A 14,428-nucleotide genomic window follows, 5' to 3' on the forward strand; every position below is an offset into this window, starting at 1 on the left:
AATACGATCCTGATGCCACCAGCCCTGCCACTGTCATGCCGAAACCGACGATTCGACCCGACCGCTTGAGGGCGCGCCTCGAGATGCTGGCCGCGCAGGGCGGCGAAGCATCCGAAGGCGACGCATTCGGTGGTGACGTCCGGGGCGTCAGCCGGTTTCCCTTCTCCGCAGCCCACGCTCAGGCGGTCCGCGTTGTCGCGGCATGGATGGAAGAGGCCGGTCTCTCCGCGGGCTGCGATGAGTTCGGCAACCTGATCGGCACTTGCCCGGGTTCCGGGGACGGGCCTGCCATAATCCTTGGGTCGCACCTCGACACGGTTCCCTGCGGCGGCATCTTCGACGGCGCGCTCGGCGTCGTGGCCGGGGTCGAGGTGGCGGCGGCGCTGCACGAGTCAGGCCGCGGCCTGCATCACCCGCTGGCAGTTGTGGGGTTTGCCGACGAGGAAGGCCATCAGTTCGGGGTAGGCACGCTGGCGTCCCGGTGCGTGACCGGGAGGATCCCCAGGGAGAGATTTGCCTCACTGCGGGGGCGCGACGGTCGTACCCTGGCCGAGTCGCTGGCGGCGTTCGCGCCCGGCCTTCCTCGTTGCGCCTTTCCAGAGCGCGCCGCGGCATACCTGGAACTGCACATCGAGCAGGGTCCTGTTCTGGCGCGGTCCGGCCGCCGTGTCGCGGTGGTGAGCACGATTACCGGGATCGCCCGGACCGTGGTCGTCCTGGAAGGTGAGTCCAACCACGCGGGCACGACCCCGATGGTGGATCGCCGCGATGCGCTGGTGGGCGCGGCTGAGATGGTTCTCGCGGTACACGCCCTGGCCCGGGCTGCGGGCGCGCCTGCCGTGGGAACCGTCGGCGCGCTGTCCGTGTCACCCGGGGCCTCCAACGTGGTGCCCGGTCGTGCGGAGCTCAGCATCGAGTTCCGGACGACCGACGGCATCCAGTTGCGCGGCCTGTGCGCCGGCATTGAGACGGAGGCCCGGCAGGTAGCGCAGAACCGCGGCCTGAGCTGCCATGTTGCAGATTGGGATCTGCGCGATCCCGTGCCGATGGATGAGGGCGTGCAACGGGCGATCAAACAGGCGATTCAGGACGCCGGATGCGAGCCGTTTGCGTTGCCCAGTGGTGCCGGTCACGACGCAATGGTCCTGGCCCCACACGTGCCCTCCGGCATGATCTTCGTGCCCAGTGCCGGCGGGATCAGCCACTCGCCGCGCGAGTGGACCGAGTGGGAGGACGCGGCGCTGGGAGCCGAGGTGCTATTGCGCGCGGTACTGCGGCTGGATGAGGGCGGGCCATTTGACTGATCGGGCAGGGAGGCCGCCCAGGGCCGTCAAAGACCCACTCAACTGACCGTTACGCACCGATATGACCGGGAGGACACGTTCTATGCGGATCAGCATGATTGTTCTGCTGATGGCTGTGGTTGCCGCCGGGAGTACCGTTGCCGCTGCCCCACCGGAGCCCCAGCGTGGTGGTTCGGCCGTTGTCGCCATAGGCGGCGACCCGGAAACCCTCAACCTGGGCATCACAACGGGCTACGCCGTCGGCGCGGTGGCCGCGAGCATCTTCAGCGGCCTGGTCTGGATAGACGCGCGCGGCGAGATCCAGCCGGGGTTGGCCACATCGTGGACGGTGTCGTCCGATGGGCTGAGCTACGCCTTCGAGCTGCGCCGCGGGGTAAAGTGGCATGACGGACGGGCCTTCACCGCGCAGGACGTCAAGTTCACGATGGAGCAGGTGACGGGCCTCTACCACGGCCGGTTCCGGCCGGCCTTCCTGAACTTCGAGGCCATTACGGTGATGTCGCCCCAGTCGCTCAAGATCACGCTGAAGCGTCCGTACGCGCCGCTCCTGCGGCTGCTGACGGTCTTCGATTGTCCCATCCTGCCGCGGCACGTCTACCAGGGCGAGGACATCACCCGGCATTCCCGCAACAACGACCCGGTGGGCACCGGTCCGTTCAAGTTCCGCGAATGGGTGCGCGGTGATCGGCTGGTGCTGGAGCGCAACGATGCCTACTGGGACCCTGTCTACCTGGATCGCCTGATCTTCCGGATCATTCCCGGCGCCGCCCTGCGCGTGACCGCGCTGGAAGTGGGCGAGGTGGACATGGTCGCGGACTTCTACCTGCCCAAGACCGACGTTGACCGCCTCAAGCGCAACCCCAATGTCCGGCTGCGGCTGGGCCAGCCCATACCCTCGATGGGGTTCATGTTCATCAACGCGCGCCGCGCTCCTCTGGACAACCCCAAGGTGCGCAGGGCCCTGGCCCTGGCCATCAACCGAGTGCAGATCGTCACGCAGGCGATGGGTAACCTCGCGAGGCCGGCCCGCGGACCGTTCGGCGATGGATTCAAGTGGGCGTTCTCGCCCGAATCCGATTACAACCGGCTCTACCCCTACAACGTCGAACGGGCCAACGCTCTGCTGGATGAGGCCGGCCTCCCCAGGGGCGCCGGCGGCGAGCGGCCCGTGCGCCTGCGCATGGTGTACGACGCGGCCCGCGCACCGATTGCGGCGACGGCAGCGATCATACGTGACAACCTGCGCGCGGTCGGCATCACCGTGGATCTGCAGCCGATGGACCGCGCCGTCATGATCGAGCGCATCTACACCCGGCCCGACTACGAGCTGACCGTGCAGACCTTTACAAGCGGCGGGGATCCGGCGATCGGGTACCATCGCATCTACGCATCCGCGGCGCCGGGCACCCCGTTCGTCAACGCCACGGGGTACTCGAGCCAGGAGGTGGATTCGCTGCTCAACCGCGCCGCGGAGGTGCCTGAGCGGGCTGCCCGGGGCAAGATCTACGCCCAGGCATCGAAGATCCTGGCGGCGGATGTGCCGACGCTGATGCTGTTTGACGAGATAGGTGTGGATGCCACACGCGCAACGCTGCGGGGTGTGTGGATCGGTGCGGAGGCCCGCGACCGCTGGGACGCGGTGTGGGTCCAGAAGTAGTCCGGGTGGGGGCCCGCGCGCAGACGCACGCGCGGCGAGGGTGGCACAGGCGCGGTGGTGACGGCGGGTAGCACGCCGCTTTGGCGGTACGCGGCGGGACGGCTGGTGCAGGCCGTCCCGCTGCTGCTGGGTGTAGTTGTAGTTAACTTTCTTCTCATCTCGTTGGCTCCGGGCGATCCCGTGGCCACGCTCCTGGGCGAGTATCCCGCACCCCCGGAGTATATCGCGCAACTGCGCCGTGAGTTCGGCCTCGACCAGCCCGCGCCGATGCGGCTGGCGCTCTACGCCTGGAACGTGGTCCGCGGCGAGTTGGGGTTCTCCTTTGCCTACCGCCTGCCTGTCGCCACCCTGGTGGCCGGGCGCTTGGGGAACACGTTTCTTCTGATGGTGACGGCCCTATCGCTCGCGGCGCTGGTCGGGGTCGGACTAGGAGTCACCGCGGCCCGCCGCAGGGGCTCAGGACTGGACACCGCGGCCACCGGCATATCGCTGGCAGGGTACTCGATCCCCGACTTCTGGCTGGCACAGCTTCTGGTGTTGTTCTTTGCCGTGTTCCTGGGGTGGCTTCCGGCGCAGGGAATCCGCTCGGTCCGCGAGGAGTACACCGGCCTGGCCGCTGTCCTGGACACGGCGCGGCACCTGATACTGCCGGCGGCTGCGCTCTCATTCAGGTACATGGCGCTCATCTCCCGCCTGACCCGCGCCTCGATGCTGGAGGCGATGAGCCAGGACTTCATCCTGGCCGCGCGGGCCCGCGGCCTTCCGGAGCGCCTCGTGCTGCTCCAGCACGGCCTGCGGAACGCCGCGCTGCCGATTGTGACGGTGATCGGTTACAACTTCGCCTTTGTGCTGGCCGGATCGGCGCTGGTGGAAACCGTCTTCGGCTGGCCGGGCGTGGGACGGCTGCTGTACGATGCGATGCTGCAGCGTGACACGCCGGTGCTGTTGGGCGTGCTTCTAATGGTTTCCGCGACGGTCGTTGTCGTGAACCTGCTCACCGACCTTCTCTACGCGGCGCTGGATCCGCGTGTCAGGTACTGACAGATGGTTGGTGGTGCGAGCACAGAGACACCTTCCGCGGCCGGCGGGCGCGAGTTCTGGCGCCGCTTTCGCCGGAGCCGTGCAGGCGTCTTCGGCCTCAGCCTGGTCGTTCTCCTGGTTGTCGTCGCCCTGGCCGCGCCGCTGCTGGCGCCGCGCGACCCTCAGACCACCTCCCTGGTCACGCTCAACCCCCCTGGGATCCCCGGGCATCCGCTTGGAACGGACAACCTCGGCCGCGACATTCTCAGCGGGGTCCTCTGGGGAAGCCGCGTCTCGCTCACCGTCGGCGTCTGCGCCGCCGCCACCGCGGTGTTGCTCGGTGTACTCATCGGCTCCCTGGCCGGGTTCTACGGGGGGTGGGCGGACGCGGTCCTGGGCCGCGTCACCGAGCTGTTCCAGGTGATCCCGCGGTTCGTGCTCGCGCTGCTCGTGGTGGCACTATTCGGCAGCGGCCTGTGGAAGCTGATTGCCGTCATTGGCATTCTGTCCTGGCCGCAGGCCGCGCGGGTCGTGCGCGGCCAGGTCATGGCGCTGCGGGGCGCGGCCTACGTGGACGCCGCACGCGTGCTGGGGCTGCGCAACGCCCGCATAATCTTCTCGGAGATTCTTCCGAACGTGCTGGCTCCGGTGGTCGTGATCGGGTCCCTTGACGTCGCCGGCGCCATACTGCTGGAGGCGAGCCTGGGGTTCTTCGGCCTGGGGGATCCCAACCTCGTGTCGTGGGGAATGATGCTGAACAACGCGCAGGCCCACCTGCGCCAGGCCTGGTGGATGAGCGTATTCCCCGGACTGGCCATTTCGCTGGCGGTGCTGGGATTCAATCTGATGGGCGACGGCCTCAATGACGCTGCCGATCCCCGACTCGGTGTGTGAGGCGCCGTCAACGACCGCCCGCTAAATCAGGCGGCTTGTAGCTGAGGAAGGTATGCGACTACGCAACCCATTGGACACTCGCTACCGTCGGCGCGTTGACAAGCGCCCTGGCCCGGATGTTTCGGGCCGCAATCGTGTCGGCGGGTCCAGCGAGACCGCAGGACCGACAGCGAAACTCGCTTCGGGTGGGCCGATTGCCTCGTTCGAAGTGCCCACACGCTGGACAGGTCTGGCTCGTATAGGCGGGATCGACCAGGATCACGGGCAAGCCCTTCAGGGCCGCCTTGTAGCCGAGGAACGCCCGCAGTTGGGCGAACGGCCAGTTGTGCAATCGTGCCCGCCGGGGCCGCGGGGCCTGAACCCGTCCACGGATGCCCGTGAGATCCTCCAGGGCAATCGCAGACAGGGAGCGTTGGGCCTCCGACACGATTGCTTTGCTAATGCAGTGGTTGGTGTCTTTCTGGAATCGGGCTTGCCGCCCGGAGATCTTGACGAGCTTGCGGGTTGCCGATCTCGTCTGCTTGCGTTGCAGGTTGCGCCGCCGATGTTCAAACGTCTTGCGGATTCGTTCGGTCTTCTTCCCGCTGTAGGTGCGACCGCGAGAGTCGGCGGCAATGTTGACCACACCCAGATCGACACCGAGCACATCGGTCGTCTCGATCAAGGCAGGATCGTCTACGTCACAGACGCAGGCGAGGTAGAACACGCCGTTCACCCGCATCAGATCGACTTCTCCTTTTCGGTGTTCCAACAGGCGCCGTTGGTGGTCGCCGCAGCGAAACGGAACCTTAATCCGACCGCCGAGCACCCAGATCGAGACCGTGTCGTTCGCGCAGAAGCGAAGAATCCGGTCATCGTAGGGTTGGGCCGAATCGGGGCGGAATCGGCGAAGCGTTTGGCGCCCGGCTTTGTAGGCGTCGGCGACCTTCGCAATGCACCGGACAACCATCTGGGCATTGAGGCCGAACCGTCGTTTAGTCTCGTGATACGTCGGCTTGTGCAAGGCGAATTGGCCGAAGGTGTGGGTCTCAAAGGCGGTCTTGGAAATCGCGTTGCAGGCGGCGTTGGCCGTGATCAACGTATCCCGCAGCGCCTTCGACTGGGCCGCATCCGGGACCAGTTTGAGGTTGGCCACCAGCTTCATAATTCTAGCATAGAACATCTGGCCGCTCTTATCAAGCAGGGAAGGAGGAGCCGCATTCCTCTGCCGCCTGACGGCGGCAGTCTCCTGCGGTGGTTTCTATGAACGGGACCGAGCCCCTGTTGCTGGTTGAAGACCTCCATACCCACATTCTGACGACGCGGGGCGTGGTGCGCGCGGTTGACGGCATCTCGCTCTCGCTTCCGCAGGGCTCCGCCGCGGGCCTGGTTGGCGAGTCCGGATCAGGCAAGACGATGACCGGATTCTCGATCCTCCGGCTGTTCCCCACGGATGCCGCCCGCGTCGTGCGCGGCCGGATCGAGCTTGCCGGGCGCGACCTGCTGTCCCTCACCGATGAGGAGATGCGCCGGGTGCGTGGCGGGGACGTGGCGATGATCTTCCAGGACCCAACGACCTACCTCAACCCGGTGATGCCCATTGGGCAGCAGGTGGCCGAAGCGTACGCGGTGCGCCACGGATGGGCGCAGGCGCGGCAGAAGGCGGTCGAGGCCTTGGGTCTGGTGGGCCTGCCGGATCCGGGCGAGACCTACCGCCGATTTCCGCACGAGCTTTCGGGAGGGATGCGCCAGCGCGCCGTTATCGCCATGGCGATCGTCTGCCGGCCTGCGCTGCTGATCGCCGATGAGCCAACGACCGCGGTGGATGTGACGATTCAGGCGCAGATCCTCGATGTGCTCCAGCGCCTCCGCCAGGAGATGGGAATGGCGCTGCTGCTGATCACCCACGATCTGGGGGTCGTGGCCGAGGTCTGCGAGACGGTCCACGTCATGTACGCCGGCCGAATCGTCGAGTCTGCCCCGGCGGAAGCGCTGTTCGCATCTCCGGGCCATCCCTACACCCAGGGCCTGCTGGCCGCCACGCTCAGTATTGACGAGGCCAGGCCCATCACTAGGGTGATGGAGGGTGCGGTCCCCGACCTGGCCTGCCTGCCGCGCGGGTGCCGGTTTCATCCCCGCTGTCCGGCCGTGATGGATCGCTGCCGGATCGAGGACCCGCCGGCCTTCCGCCTCGGCCCGCACCATCTCGCCGCATGCTGGCTTCAACAGGGACAGGGCGCGTTGTGATCCTGGAAGCCCGTGATCTCACCAAGCGGTTCCCGTGGGGCCGGACATTCACCGGCACCCGCGCTTGGGTGCGTGCCGTGGAGGGTGTCTCTCTGAGCGTGGCCGAGGGTGATACTCTCGCGCTCGTCGGAGAGTCCGGATCGGGCAAGACCACGACGGGCCGCATCCTGGCCGGACTCGAGGCGCCGACCGCAGGCGAGGTGCGCTATCGCGGCCGGGCGCTGTCCGCGCTGACCGGTCAGGCCTGGCGCGAGTACCGTCGCGGTGTGCAGATGGTATTTCAGGACTCGCAGGCTTCGCTAAACCCGCGCAAGACCGTGGCGCAGATCTTGGAAGTGGCGCTGGCCGCGCATGGGGTGGCTGCGGGAGCGCGCCGAGACGCCGCGGCGCAGTTGCTGGTCGAGGTCGGCCTGGAGCCTCCGGCGGTGTTCCTCGGGCGGTTTCCACACCAGCTCTCGGGCGGCCAGCGCCAGAGGATCAATGTGGCCCGCTCGCTCGCCGCCGATCCTACAGTGATCATCGCCGATGAGCCGGTTTCCGCCCTCGATCTCTCGGTACGGGCACAGATCCTTGTACTGATGCAGCGGCTCCAACAGCAGCGGGGCGTTGGATACCTGTTCATCAGTCACGATCTGGCGGTGGTGCGCTCTGTGGCCCGGCGCGTCGCGGTGATGTACCTGGGGCGGATCGTTGAAGAAGGCCCGACCGAGGCGGTGTTCGGCAAGCCCTTGCACCCCTACACAGAGGCGCTGCTGTCGGCCACCCCCGTTCCTAACCCGCGGCTTGCGAGGATGCGGGAGCGCATCATCCTCTCGGGCGACGTGCCCTCTCCGGTCTCACCGCCGCCGGGCTGTCCCTTTCACCCTCGCTGCCCGATCGCGCAGGAGATCTGCCACCGCGAGTTCCCGCCTCAGGAGGACGCGGGGAGGGGGCAGGTGGCGGCATGTCACTTCGCGGGGGAGATAAGGGTAAGCGCGCCATCAGGGCCGCGATGAGGGCCGTGATGGAGAGAACGCTGTCATCCTTAGCTGTCGTGATCCGAGGCACTGCGGCCTAGATCAGGCAACGATATGTCTCTGGGCCAACTCGGCACCCGCGTTGGGGGATCTCCACAAAGCCTGACTGGAGCCTGTGCTTCGAGATCTCTTCGAGCCTGACCGCATGGGTGCGCAATCCTGGGTCGGTACCGTCACTGAATGCCACAGCGCCCATGCCGATGATCTTCACGAGGCATATCCTGGGGGTCCATCGTGCTCCGGTTTCCATGTCCGTACTTCGCAGCGGATGTGGGACTCTCCGAAGAGCGAGAGCGGCACATCCTTGAGAGACATCCTGACCTTGTCCCGGAGCACCGTACACTAGTCGCCCAGACGCTCTCCGATCCCGATCTCGTTCGCCTAAGTACCGGTGTCCCGAGCGCGCGGCTGTTCTCGCGCTGGTATACTGGTTTTCGAGGCGGTAAGCACGTTGTGGTGGTCGTCGTTAGCAAGCAGGGAGTCCCGGGGCACCATTGGGTGGTCACAGCGTATCTGGCCCGGAGAATCACCGGAGGGATTGTCGCATGGACGCGAAGTTGACGCTCCATTATGACCGGGACGCCGACATCCTTCACATCAGCAAGCGGCCCCCCTACCCGGAACAGGAGTCTGAAGAGCTGGGCGAAGGAGTCGTCGCCCGAATCAACCCGGCGACCGGCGAGGTCGAGAACCTGGAGATCCTTTTCTTCTCAGTCCGACTCCGGCAAGGCGATGCCTTCGATCTTCCTGTGGCTGCGGACCTGAGGCTGGTAGCGGGACGCTAGCCGACCGCATCCCTGAATTGCCGGATCGCCTCGATGTGGTCGTCGGGCGTCCCCAGCCCCGCGCCCATCGTGGAGACGCTGAGGTGAGTGGCGCCCATCTCCCGCCACTCCTCGGCGAGCCGATGCCACTCGTCCGGGCCGTCCTTGCCGACGGCGATCCGCGCTTCGATGCCAAACGACGCAGGGTCGCGTCCTGCCTCGTGGAGGTGCAGGCGAAGGCGCTCGATGAGTTCGGCCGGCTTTCTGGAAGGGCCGCGGGTGTAAGGGTTCGGCAGTCCGCCGCCGAACAACCAGCCGTCTGCAATCCGCGCGGCGCGCCTGAGTACCGCGTCCGCCGCGCCTCCCATCCAGACGGGGATAGGCCGCTGCACCGGGAGGGGATTGAGCCCTGCCTCGACGATCGTGTGCCACCGTCCGCGGAAGGTCACGATCTCCTGCGTCCATAGGGCGCGCAGCACTTTGACCTGCTCGGTGATCCTGGCCCCACGGTTTTGGAAGTCCTCTCCGAGCGCCTCGTACTCAACGGAGTTCCATCCAAGGCCCACTCCAAGCCGCAGGCGGCCCCCGGAGAGCACGTCCACCTCTGCCGCCTGTTTTGCAACGAGCGCGGTCTGGCGCTGGGGCAGGATGATGACCCCGGTCGCGAGTTCTATCCGCTTCGTACAGCCGGCCAGGTAGCCGAAGAGGACGAACAGTTCGTGGAACGGATCGTCCATGTCGTACCCCAGCCATCCAGGGCGGTTCGCGGTGCTCGCGCTCAGCACGTGATCGTAGGCCACAAGGTGGTGGAAGCCGAGCGTCTCTGCGGCCTGCGCGAAGTCGCGGATCACGACGGGGTCTGTGCCTATTTCGGTTTGAGGAAAGACCACACCGAGGCGCATCTGGAGATCCTCCCTTCAAGGACCGTAGGGTTGGAGCCCTCCCAGTATAGCAACGGCGATCGGTGTGTCGTCGCGGGGAAGCCCAAGAGAGGTGTCGAACAACGTTAGGAACATGTCAGGCTATCAGGAGGCAGCGCAATGTCATTTCTAGTACGAGTGTTCAACGGAGATACCATCGAAGAGGCGAAGGTCGAAGACTCGGTGGTCACGACGCAGTCCGGCCGCCGGATGGCGGTTGCCGACGCCCGATTCTCCACGCCCACCGCGCCTAGCAAGATCATCTGCGTCGGGTTCAACTACCGTGACCACGCCAAGGAGTTGGGCCGGGAGCTGCCCAGGGAGCCGTTGTTCTTCCTGAAGCCGCCCAGCGCGCTGCTGGCGCACGGCGAGATCATCGTCTATCCACCTGAGACCAAGCAGCTCGAGTTCGAGTGCGAGCTGGCTGCGGTGATCGGCCGGCGCTGCCGCAACGTCCCGGTCGAGGACGCCCGGTCCGTCATCTTGGGCTACTCTATCTTCAACGACGTTACCGCCCGGGACATCCAGAAGGTGGAGACGCAGTGGGTTCGGGCCAAGTGCTTCGACACGTTTGCGCCATATGGGCCGGTGGTAGCCACGCACGTTGATCCTTCGGATCTGCGCCTGATGACGCGCGTCAACGGGATTGTGAAGCAGGACTCCTCGACCCGGCACCTGGCCTTTGACGTCTACGCGCTCGCGGCGATGGCGTCACGCATCATGACGCTCGAGCCCGGGGACATCATTGCTACCGGAACCCCGGCCGGGGTTGGACAGCTACAGCCCGGCGATGAGGTCTCGATAGAGATCGAGGGCATAGGGGTTCTGACAAACCGCGTCGCGGCCGAGGAGTAGGGCGGCCCAGCGGGTTTGGGCGGCCCGGCAGGTAGGGGCGGCCCAGCGGGTCAACGCGACATCAGCCCGCGGATAACCTCCTGGCCGCCGCGATCGCCACCTCGATTGAGGCCGCCTCGGCCGCCCGGAATCTTTGCGCGGCCTCTTCCGGCGGCAGCTTCTCCCGCAGGATGTTGGAGTCGATCGCCAACACCGCGCCCGCCCGCGCGTGGCGGACCTGCGCCACTATGAAAACCGTTGCGCACTCCTGCTCGGCGGCGACGATGTGGCCCTGCGCCGTTAGCAGTTCGGTGAGCGAGGGGTCCTTGCGGTAGAACGCGTCGCGCGAAGTCGCCACGCCCACGAACGGCCGGTGGCCCAGGCTGCGGGCCGCGTCAATCAGCGCCTGCGTCACGGACAGATCGGCGACCGCCGGGAATCCCAGCGGAAGGTAGGCCAGCGCGGTGCCTTCGTCGCGGTGGGCGGCGGTGACGATGGCAAGGTTCCCGACCTCGATCTCGGGCTGCCGACCGCCAGCAGAACCCACCCGTATGAACGTGTCCGCGCCGAGATTGCAAAGCTCCTCGACCGCGATCGAGGCGGACGGCCCACCGATGCCGGTGGAACAGACCGAGATCGGTACGCCGCCCGCGGTGCCGGTGAACCCCAGGTACTCGCGGTTGCGTATCACCTCGCGGGCTCCTTCGAGGTGCGCGGCGATGCGCTCGGCCCGGGCCGGATCCCCCGGGATGAGGACCGTGCGTGCCACGGCACCGGTGGTGACCTTCAGGTGGCGCTGGGGAAGTTCGTCGCTCATGGTTCATCCTCCGGGATAAACAGATCCACGAGGCGACCGCGGACCACGTCCACCAGCCCGCGATCGGTTAGTTTCAGCGCAGGGCTGACCGCTAGCGTCAGGACGGCCAGGGTCATGATCGGCGAGCGGTGCGCGAACCCCAGAGCTGCCAGCGCCGACCGGAACGCCGCCACCTGCTCTCCGACCACCCGGGCCGGCTGATCGGAGACGATTCCGGCCACCGGCAGCGGGACACCCGCCAGCACCTTGCTGCCGCGCACCGCGGCCATGCCGCCACCATGCTCGACCACCCAGCCGGCGGCCGTGGCCATCTCGGCGGCGCTGCGCCCGACTACCAGCAGGTTGTGGCTGTCGTGCGCCCAGGTGGTCGCGATCGCTCCATCGCGCAGCGCACCGCGCACCAGCCCGTAGCCGGCGCCCCCGGCGCGGCCGTGGCGCTCGAACACCGCTGCCAGACAGAGGCCGCTTGATTCCCAGTCCAGGCGACCGTCCACCAGGGGCAGCGTAGCCTCCGCGGCCCGAGTGTAGGTGGTCGTGGCGTTCATCTCCATCACCCGGACGCGCGCCGCGCTGCGTCCGGCCAGGCCCGCGGGCGCATCCACAAGGAAGCGTTCGACCCCGGGCGCCGGGATGCGCACCGTCCCCAGGCCGGCAGCGGGCGCGGGCCGCACCGTGATGGCTCCGGGTCGCAGGCGCCCCTCTTCGGCTACGAGCACGCCCCGGGAGAAGACCGCGTCCGCCCGAAACTCCTCCAGGTTGCTGACGAGCACCAGGTGCGCGATCAGCCCGGGCGCGATCGCACCGCGATCGTATAGCCGCATTCTCCGCGCCGGCGCCAGCGTGACCGCGCGGATGCCCTCTACCGGATCCAGTCCCATTCGGATCGCCTCGCGCAGCACCAGGTCCAGGTGCCCGCGTGCCAGCAGGTCGTCGGGAAGGACGTCGTCGGTAACCAGGCACAGGTTGAGGGCACGCGCCGCGCCCTGGGAGGCGGCCAGCGTCTCCGGTGCCAGCGACTTCTCCTGAAGCTGCAGCGTTACGCCGGCGCGCAGCCGTTCCAGCGCGAGCGCCGGTGTCACGAAGGTGTGGTCGGAGTTGATTCCCGAAGCCACGAACGCAGCCAGGTCCGCGCCGGTTAGATTCGGCGCGTGGCCCTCGATGACGGTTCCTGCATCCAGCGCCTCTTCCAAGATTGCCGTCATTCGGGCGTCGCCGGCGATCACCGCGGGGTAATCCATCACTTCGCCCAGCGCGATCACGCCTTCCCATCCCAGTGCCGTCGCGACCTCCCCGGGGCCGATGTTTGCGCCGGAGGTCTCCAGCCCGGTCGCCGGGACGCAGGACGGAACCTGCATGAACACGTCCAGCGGCAGGTTGCGGCTCTGCTCGATCAGCAGGCGTATGCCCTCCAGGCCCATCACGTTCGCGATCTCGTGCGGGTCCGGCGTCACGGTAACCACGCCCAGCGGCACCACCGCCTCCGCGAAGGCCGGCGGAAGCACCATCGTGCTCTCGAAGTGCAGGTGGCAATCCACCAGAGCGGGCACCGCGAAGCGGCCGCGGCCTTCGACGATTTGGTGCGCCGGCGGCAGCGGGTCGTCGGGTGCGAAGATGCGGCTGAACAGGCCGCCGGCGATGCCGATGTGCCCGGGAAGCACCTCTGTGGTGAACACGTTGACCACGCGCACGTTGGTTACGAGCAGATCGAACGGCCGCCGGCCGGCTGCCGCTGCCGCGGCGATCTGATGTGCGGTGATCTCAGGGCGCATCACGTCCTCCGGCTCCTGTGGCGTCGGCCGGATGCGTTACGGTAAGCATGGCAGCAAGTCCCGTTGCCGCCAGCAGGACGGCCGCCGCGACGATGAAGGCGGCGCCGAATCCGCGCTGGTCTATCACAAACCCGATGAGCAACGGTGCCACCATCGCGCCGACATCCGCCATTGTCCGGTTGATCCCCAGGGCCACGCCCCAGTGTCTCTCGGGCACGACGTCGGTGACAAGCGCGATCACCAGACTGCCTCCCAGGTTGGCCCACGAGACCAGGGAGACCGCGAGTACCACTCCCAGCGGTGAGCCGACGCCCAGGAAACTCAGTACCGAGACCCCCAGCACCGTGAGGCCGGTCAGGATCACACGCCGCGTGCCAAACAGGCCGGCCAAACGGCCGCTGGCCAGCGCCGCGCCGAACCGTTGGATCGTGCCGATCATCAAAATGGTGCCGATCGCCGCCGGCCCAAGATGGATCTCCCGGGCGGAGAACAGCGGGATCAACGTCGCGATAACACCGCCGTAGAAGAAGAACAGCGCCATCATTATGATGCCGGGGCCGAGGATGCTCCGGATCTCCAACTTGGCTCCGTCAGAGGGATCGGTCTGCACCTGCGTGACAGGACGATTGGCCGTAGGATCTGCCAGCCGGCGGCCTGCCCCCAGCGCCATGATCCCAGCGATCACGGCGAGGACCAGCGAATACCGCCACGATAACCAGCCGGCCACCACGCCGCCGAGCGCCGGGCCCAGGGCTGTGCCCGTAAGGGCTGCAATCTGGTGGTAGCTAAACAACCGCGCCTTGTTGTCGAGCGTGGCGACCTTGGAGATCCAAAACTGGATCGTGATGAAGAACAGCGCGGACCCCACGCCCATGATCGCCCGCCCAACGAGCACGACGGCGAACGAAGGCGCCACGGCCACGGCGACCCCTCCTGCGGCCAGGATCGCGCCACCTGTGGCCAGCATCCCGGGCAGGGAGGAGCGGGCCACGAGCCGGCCCATCGGTACGTTCACCAGCAGCCGGACCCCGTGATACACCGACAGCGCCATTGCCACGCTGCCGGCGGAAACCTGGAACTCCCGCTGCAGCTGCGGCAGGAGCGGGCCGAAAACGGAAACGCCTATCTCGAATCCAACGAGTATGAGCAGAAGCGGCATTATGACTGCCGCTTCCTTGCTCACGCGGATGGAAGCTACGCCGGCCAC

General features: G+C 67.0%; 13 protein-coding genes. 8 read left to right on the top strand and 5 right to left on the bottom strand.

Annotated elements, in window-relative coordinates:
• Positions 1 to 35: 35 nt before the first annotated feature.
• The 4 genes from RDU83_07585 to RDU83_07600 all read left to right on the top strand — a co-directional run bounded on the left by RDU83_07585 (position 36) and on the right by RDU83_07600 (position 4,875).
• Positions 36 to 1,304 carry a Zn-dependent hydrolase gene (locus RDU83_07585; GenBank protein ID MDQ7840875.1) on the top strand — a complete coding sequence of 423 codons (1,269 nt, stop codon included), beginning with the start codon at positions 36 to 38 and terminating at the stop codon, positions 1,302 to 1,304.
• 82 nt (positions 1,305 to 1,386) lie between these two features.
• Entirely contained in the window at positions 1,387 to 2,961 is a 1,575-nt protein-coding gene (locus RDU83_07590) for an ABC transporter substrate-binding protein (protein ID MDQ7840876.1), read from the top strand.
• Positions 2,962 to 3,018: 57 nt separating this feature from the next.
• Positions 3,019 to 4,002: an ABC transporter permease gene (locus tag RDU83_07595; GenBank protein ID MDQ7840877.1), complete on the top strand. Its 984-nt coding sequence runs from the start codon at positions 3,019 to 3,021 to the stop codon at positions 4,000 to 4,002.
• Between the two features lie 3 nt (positions 4,003 to 4,005).
• Positions 4,006 to 4,875: an ABC transporter permease gene (locus tag RDU83_07600; protein ID MDQ7840878.1), complete on the top strand. Its 870-nt coding sequence runs from the start codon at positions 4,006 to 4,008 to the stop codon at positions 4,873 to 4,875.
• 58 nt (positions 4,876 to 4,933) lie between these two features.
• On the opposite strand, the gene RDU83_07605 is transcribed toward RDU83_07600, so the two are convergent.
• Positions 4,934 to 6,019: a transposase gene (locus tag RDU83_07605; GenBank protein ID MDQ7840879.1), complete on the bottom strand. Its 1,086-nt coding sequence runs from the start codon at positions 6,017 to 6,019 to the stop codon at positions 4,934 to 4,936.
• A gap of 98 nt (positions 6,020 to 6,117) precedes the next feature.
• Between RDU83_07605 and RDU83_07610 the strand changes: the two genes are divergently transcribed.
• From RDU83_07610 to RDU83_07620, 3 genes are all read left to right on the top strand, one after another.
• Positions 6,118 to 7,101: an ABC transporter ATP-binding protein gene (locus RDU83_07610; GenBank protein ID MDQ7840880.1), complete on the top strand. Its 984-nt coding sequence runs from the start codon at positions 6,118 to 6,120 to the stop codon at positions 7,099 to 7,101.
• Positions 7,068 to 8,096, top strand: a complete 1,029-nt coding sequence (locus RDU83_07615) for an ABC transporter ATP-binding protein (protein ID MDQ7840881.1) — start codon at positions 7,068 to 7,070, stop codon at positions 8,094 to 8,096. Before RDU83_07610 ends, RDU83_07615 begins: the two co-directional genes overlap by 34 nt.
• Positions 8,097 to 8,662: 566 nt before the next feature.
• Entirely contained in the window at positions 8,663 to 8,902 is a 240-nt protein-coding gene (locus RDU83_07620) for a DUF2283 domain-containing protein (protein ID MDQ7840882.1), read from the top strand.
• Here the strand turns inward: RDU83_07620 and RDU83_07625 are convergent.
• On the bottom strand, positions 8,899 to 9,783 hold the full coding sequence (locus RDU83_07625) for an LLM class F420-dependent oxidoreductase (GenBank protein ID MDQ7840883.1): 885 nt from the start codon (positions 9,781 to 9,783) through the stop codon (positions 8,899 to 8,901). The genes RDU83_07620 and RDU83_07625 overlap by 4 nt on opposite strands.
• A 138-nt stretch (positions 9,784 to 9,921) precedes the next feature.
• Here RDU83_07625 and RDU83_07630 point away from each other — a divergent pair, with 138 nt between their 5' ends.
• Positions 9,922 to 10,656, top strand: coding sequence for a fumarylacetoacetate hydrolase family protein (locus RDU83_07630; protein MDQ7840884.1), 735 nt, complete (start codon positions 9,922 to 9,924; stop codon positions 10,654 to 10,656).
• Positions 10,657 to 10,717: 61 nt separating this feature from the next.
• On the opposite strand, the gene RDU83_07635 is transcribed toward RDU83_07630, so the two are convergent.
• From RDU83_07635 to RDU83_07645, 3 genes are read right to left on the bottom strand one after another with little or no spacing between them, the layout of a single operon-like run.
• On the bottom strand, positions 10,718 to 11,452 hold the full coding sequence (locus RDU83_07635; GenBank protein ID MDQ7840885.1) for a nucleoside phosphorylase: 735 nt from the start codon (positions 11,450 to 11,452) through the stop codon (positions 10,718 to 10,720).
• The gene (locus tag RDU83_07640; GenBank protein ID MDQ7840886.1) at positions 11,449 to 13,221 is read right to left on the bottom strand and encodes an adenine deaminase C-terminal domain-containing protein; all 1,773 of its coding nucleotides are present in this window, start codon (positions 13,219 to 13,221) and stop codon (positions 11,449 to 11,451) included. Before RDU83_07640 ends, RDU83_07635 begins: the two co-directional genes overlap by 4 nt.
• Entirely contained in the window at positions 13,211 to 14,380 is a 1,170-nt protein-coding gene (locus tag RDU83_07645; protein ID MDQ7840887.1) for an MFS transporter, read from the bottom strand. The genes RDU83_07640 and RDU83_07645 overlap by 11 nt, the downstream gene beginning before the upstream one ends.
• Between the last annotated feature and the right edge of the window lie 48 nt (positions 14,381 to 14,428).

Source organism: bacterium (assembly GCA_031082185.1).
GTDB lineage: Bacteria > Sysuimicrobiota > Sysuimicrobiia > Sysuimicrobiales > Humicultoraceae > VGFA01.

Excerpts from the sequence above, each read along its gene's own strand:
- RDU83_07585 (MDQ7840875.1), top strand. The coding sequence starts at position 36 with ATGCCGAAACCGACGATTCGACCCGACCGCTTGAGGGCGCGCCTCGAG.
- RDU83_07590 (MDQ7840876.1), top strand. The coding sequence starts at position 1,387 with ATGCGGATCAGCATGATTGTTCTGCTGATGGCTGTGGTTGCCGCCGGG.
- RDU83_07600 (MDQ7840878.1), top strand. The coding sequence starts at position 4,006 with ATGGTTGGTGGTGCGAGCACAGAGACACCTTCCGCGGCCGGCGGGCGC.
- RDU83_07605 (MDQ7840879.1), bottom strand. The coding sequence starts at position 6,019 with ATGAAGCTGGTGGCCAACCTCAAACTGGTCCCGGATGCGGCCCAGTCG.
- RDU83_07610 (MDQ7840880.1), top strand. The coding sequence starts at position 6,118 with ATGAACGGGACCGAGCCCCTGTTGCTGGTTGAAGACCTCCATACCCAC.
- RDU83_07615 (MDQ7840881.1), top strand. The coding sequence starts at position 7,068 with ATGCTGGCTTCAACAGGGACAGGGCGCGTTGTGATCCTGGAAGCCCGT.
- RDU83_07620 (MDQ7840882.1), top strand. The coding sequence starts at position 8,663 with ATGGACGCGAAGTTGACGCTCCATTATGACCGGGACGCCGACATCCTT.
- RDU83_07625 (MDQ7840883.1), bottom strand. The coding sequence starts at position 9,783 with ATGCGCCTCGGTGTGGTCTTTCCTCAAACCGAAATAGGCACAGACCCC.
- RDU83_07630 (MDQ7840884.1), top strand. The coding sequence starts at position 9,922 with ATGTCATTTCTAGTACGAGTGTTCAACGGAGATACCATCGAAGAGGCG.
- RDU83_07635 (MDQ7840885.1), bottom strand. The coding sequence starts at position 11,452 with ATGAGCGACGAACTTCCCCAGCGCCACCTGAAGGTCACCACCGGTGCC.
- RDU83_07640 (MDQ7840886.1), bottom strand. The coding sequence starts at position 13,221 with ATGCGCCCTGAGATCACCGCACATCAGATCGCCGCGGCAGCGGCAGCC.
- RDU83_07645 (MDQ7840887.1), bottom strand. The coding sequence starts at position 14,380 with ATGCCGCTTCTGCTCATACTCGTTGGATTCGAGATAGGCGTTTCCGTT.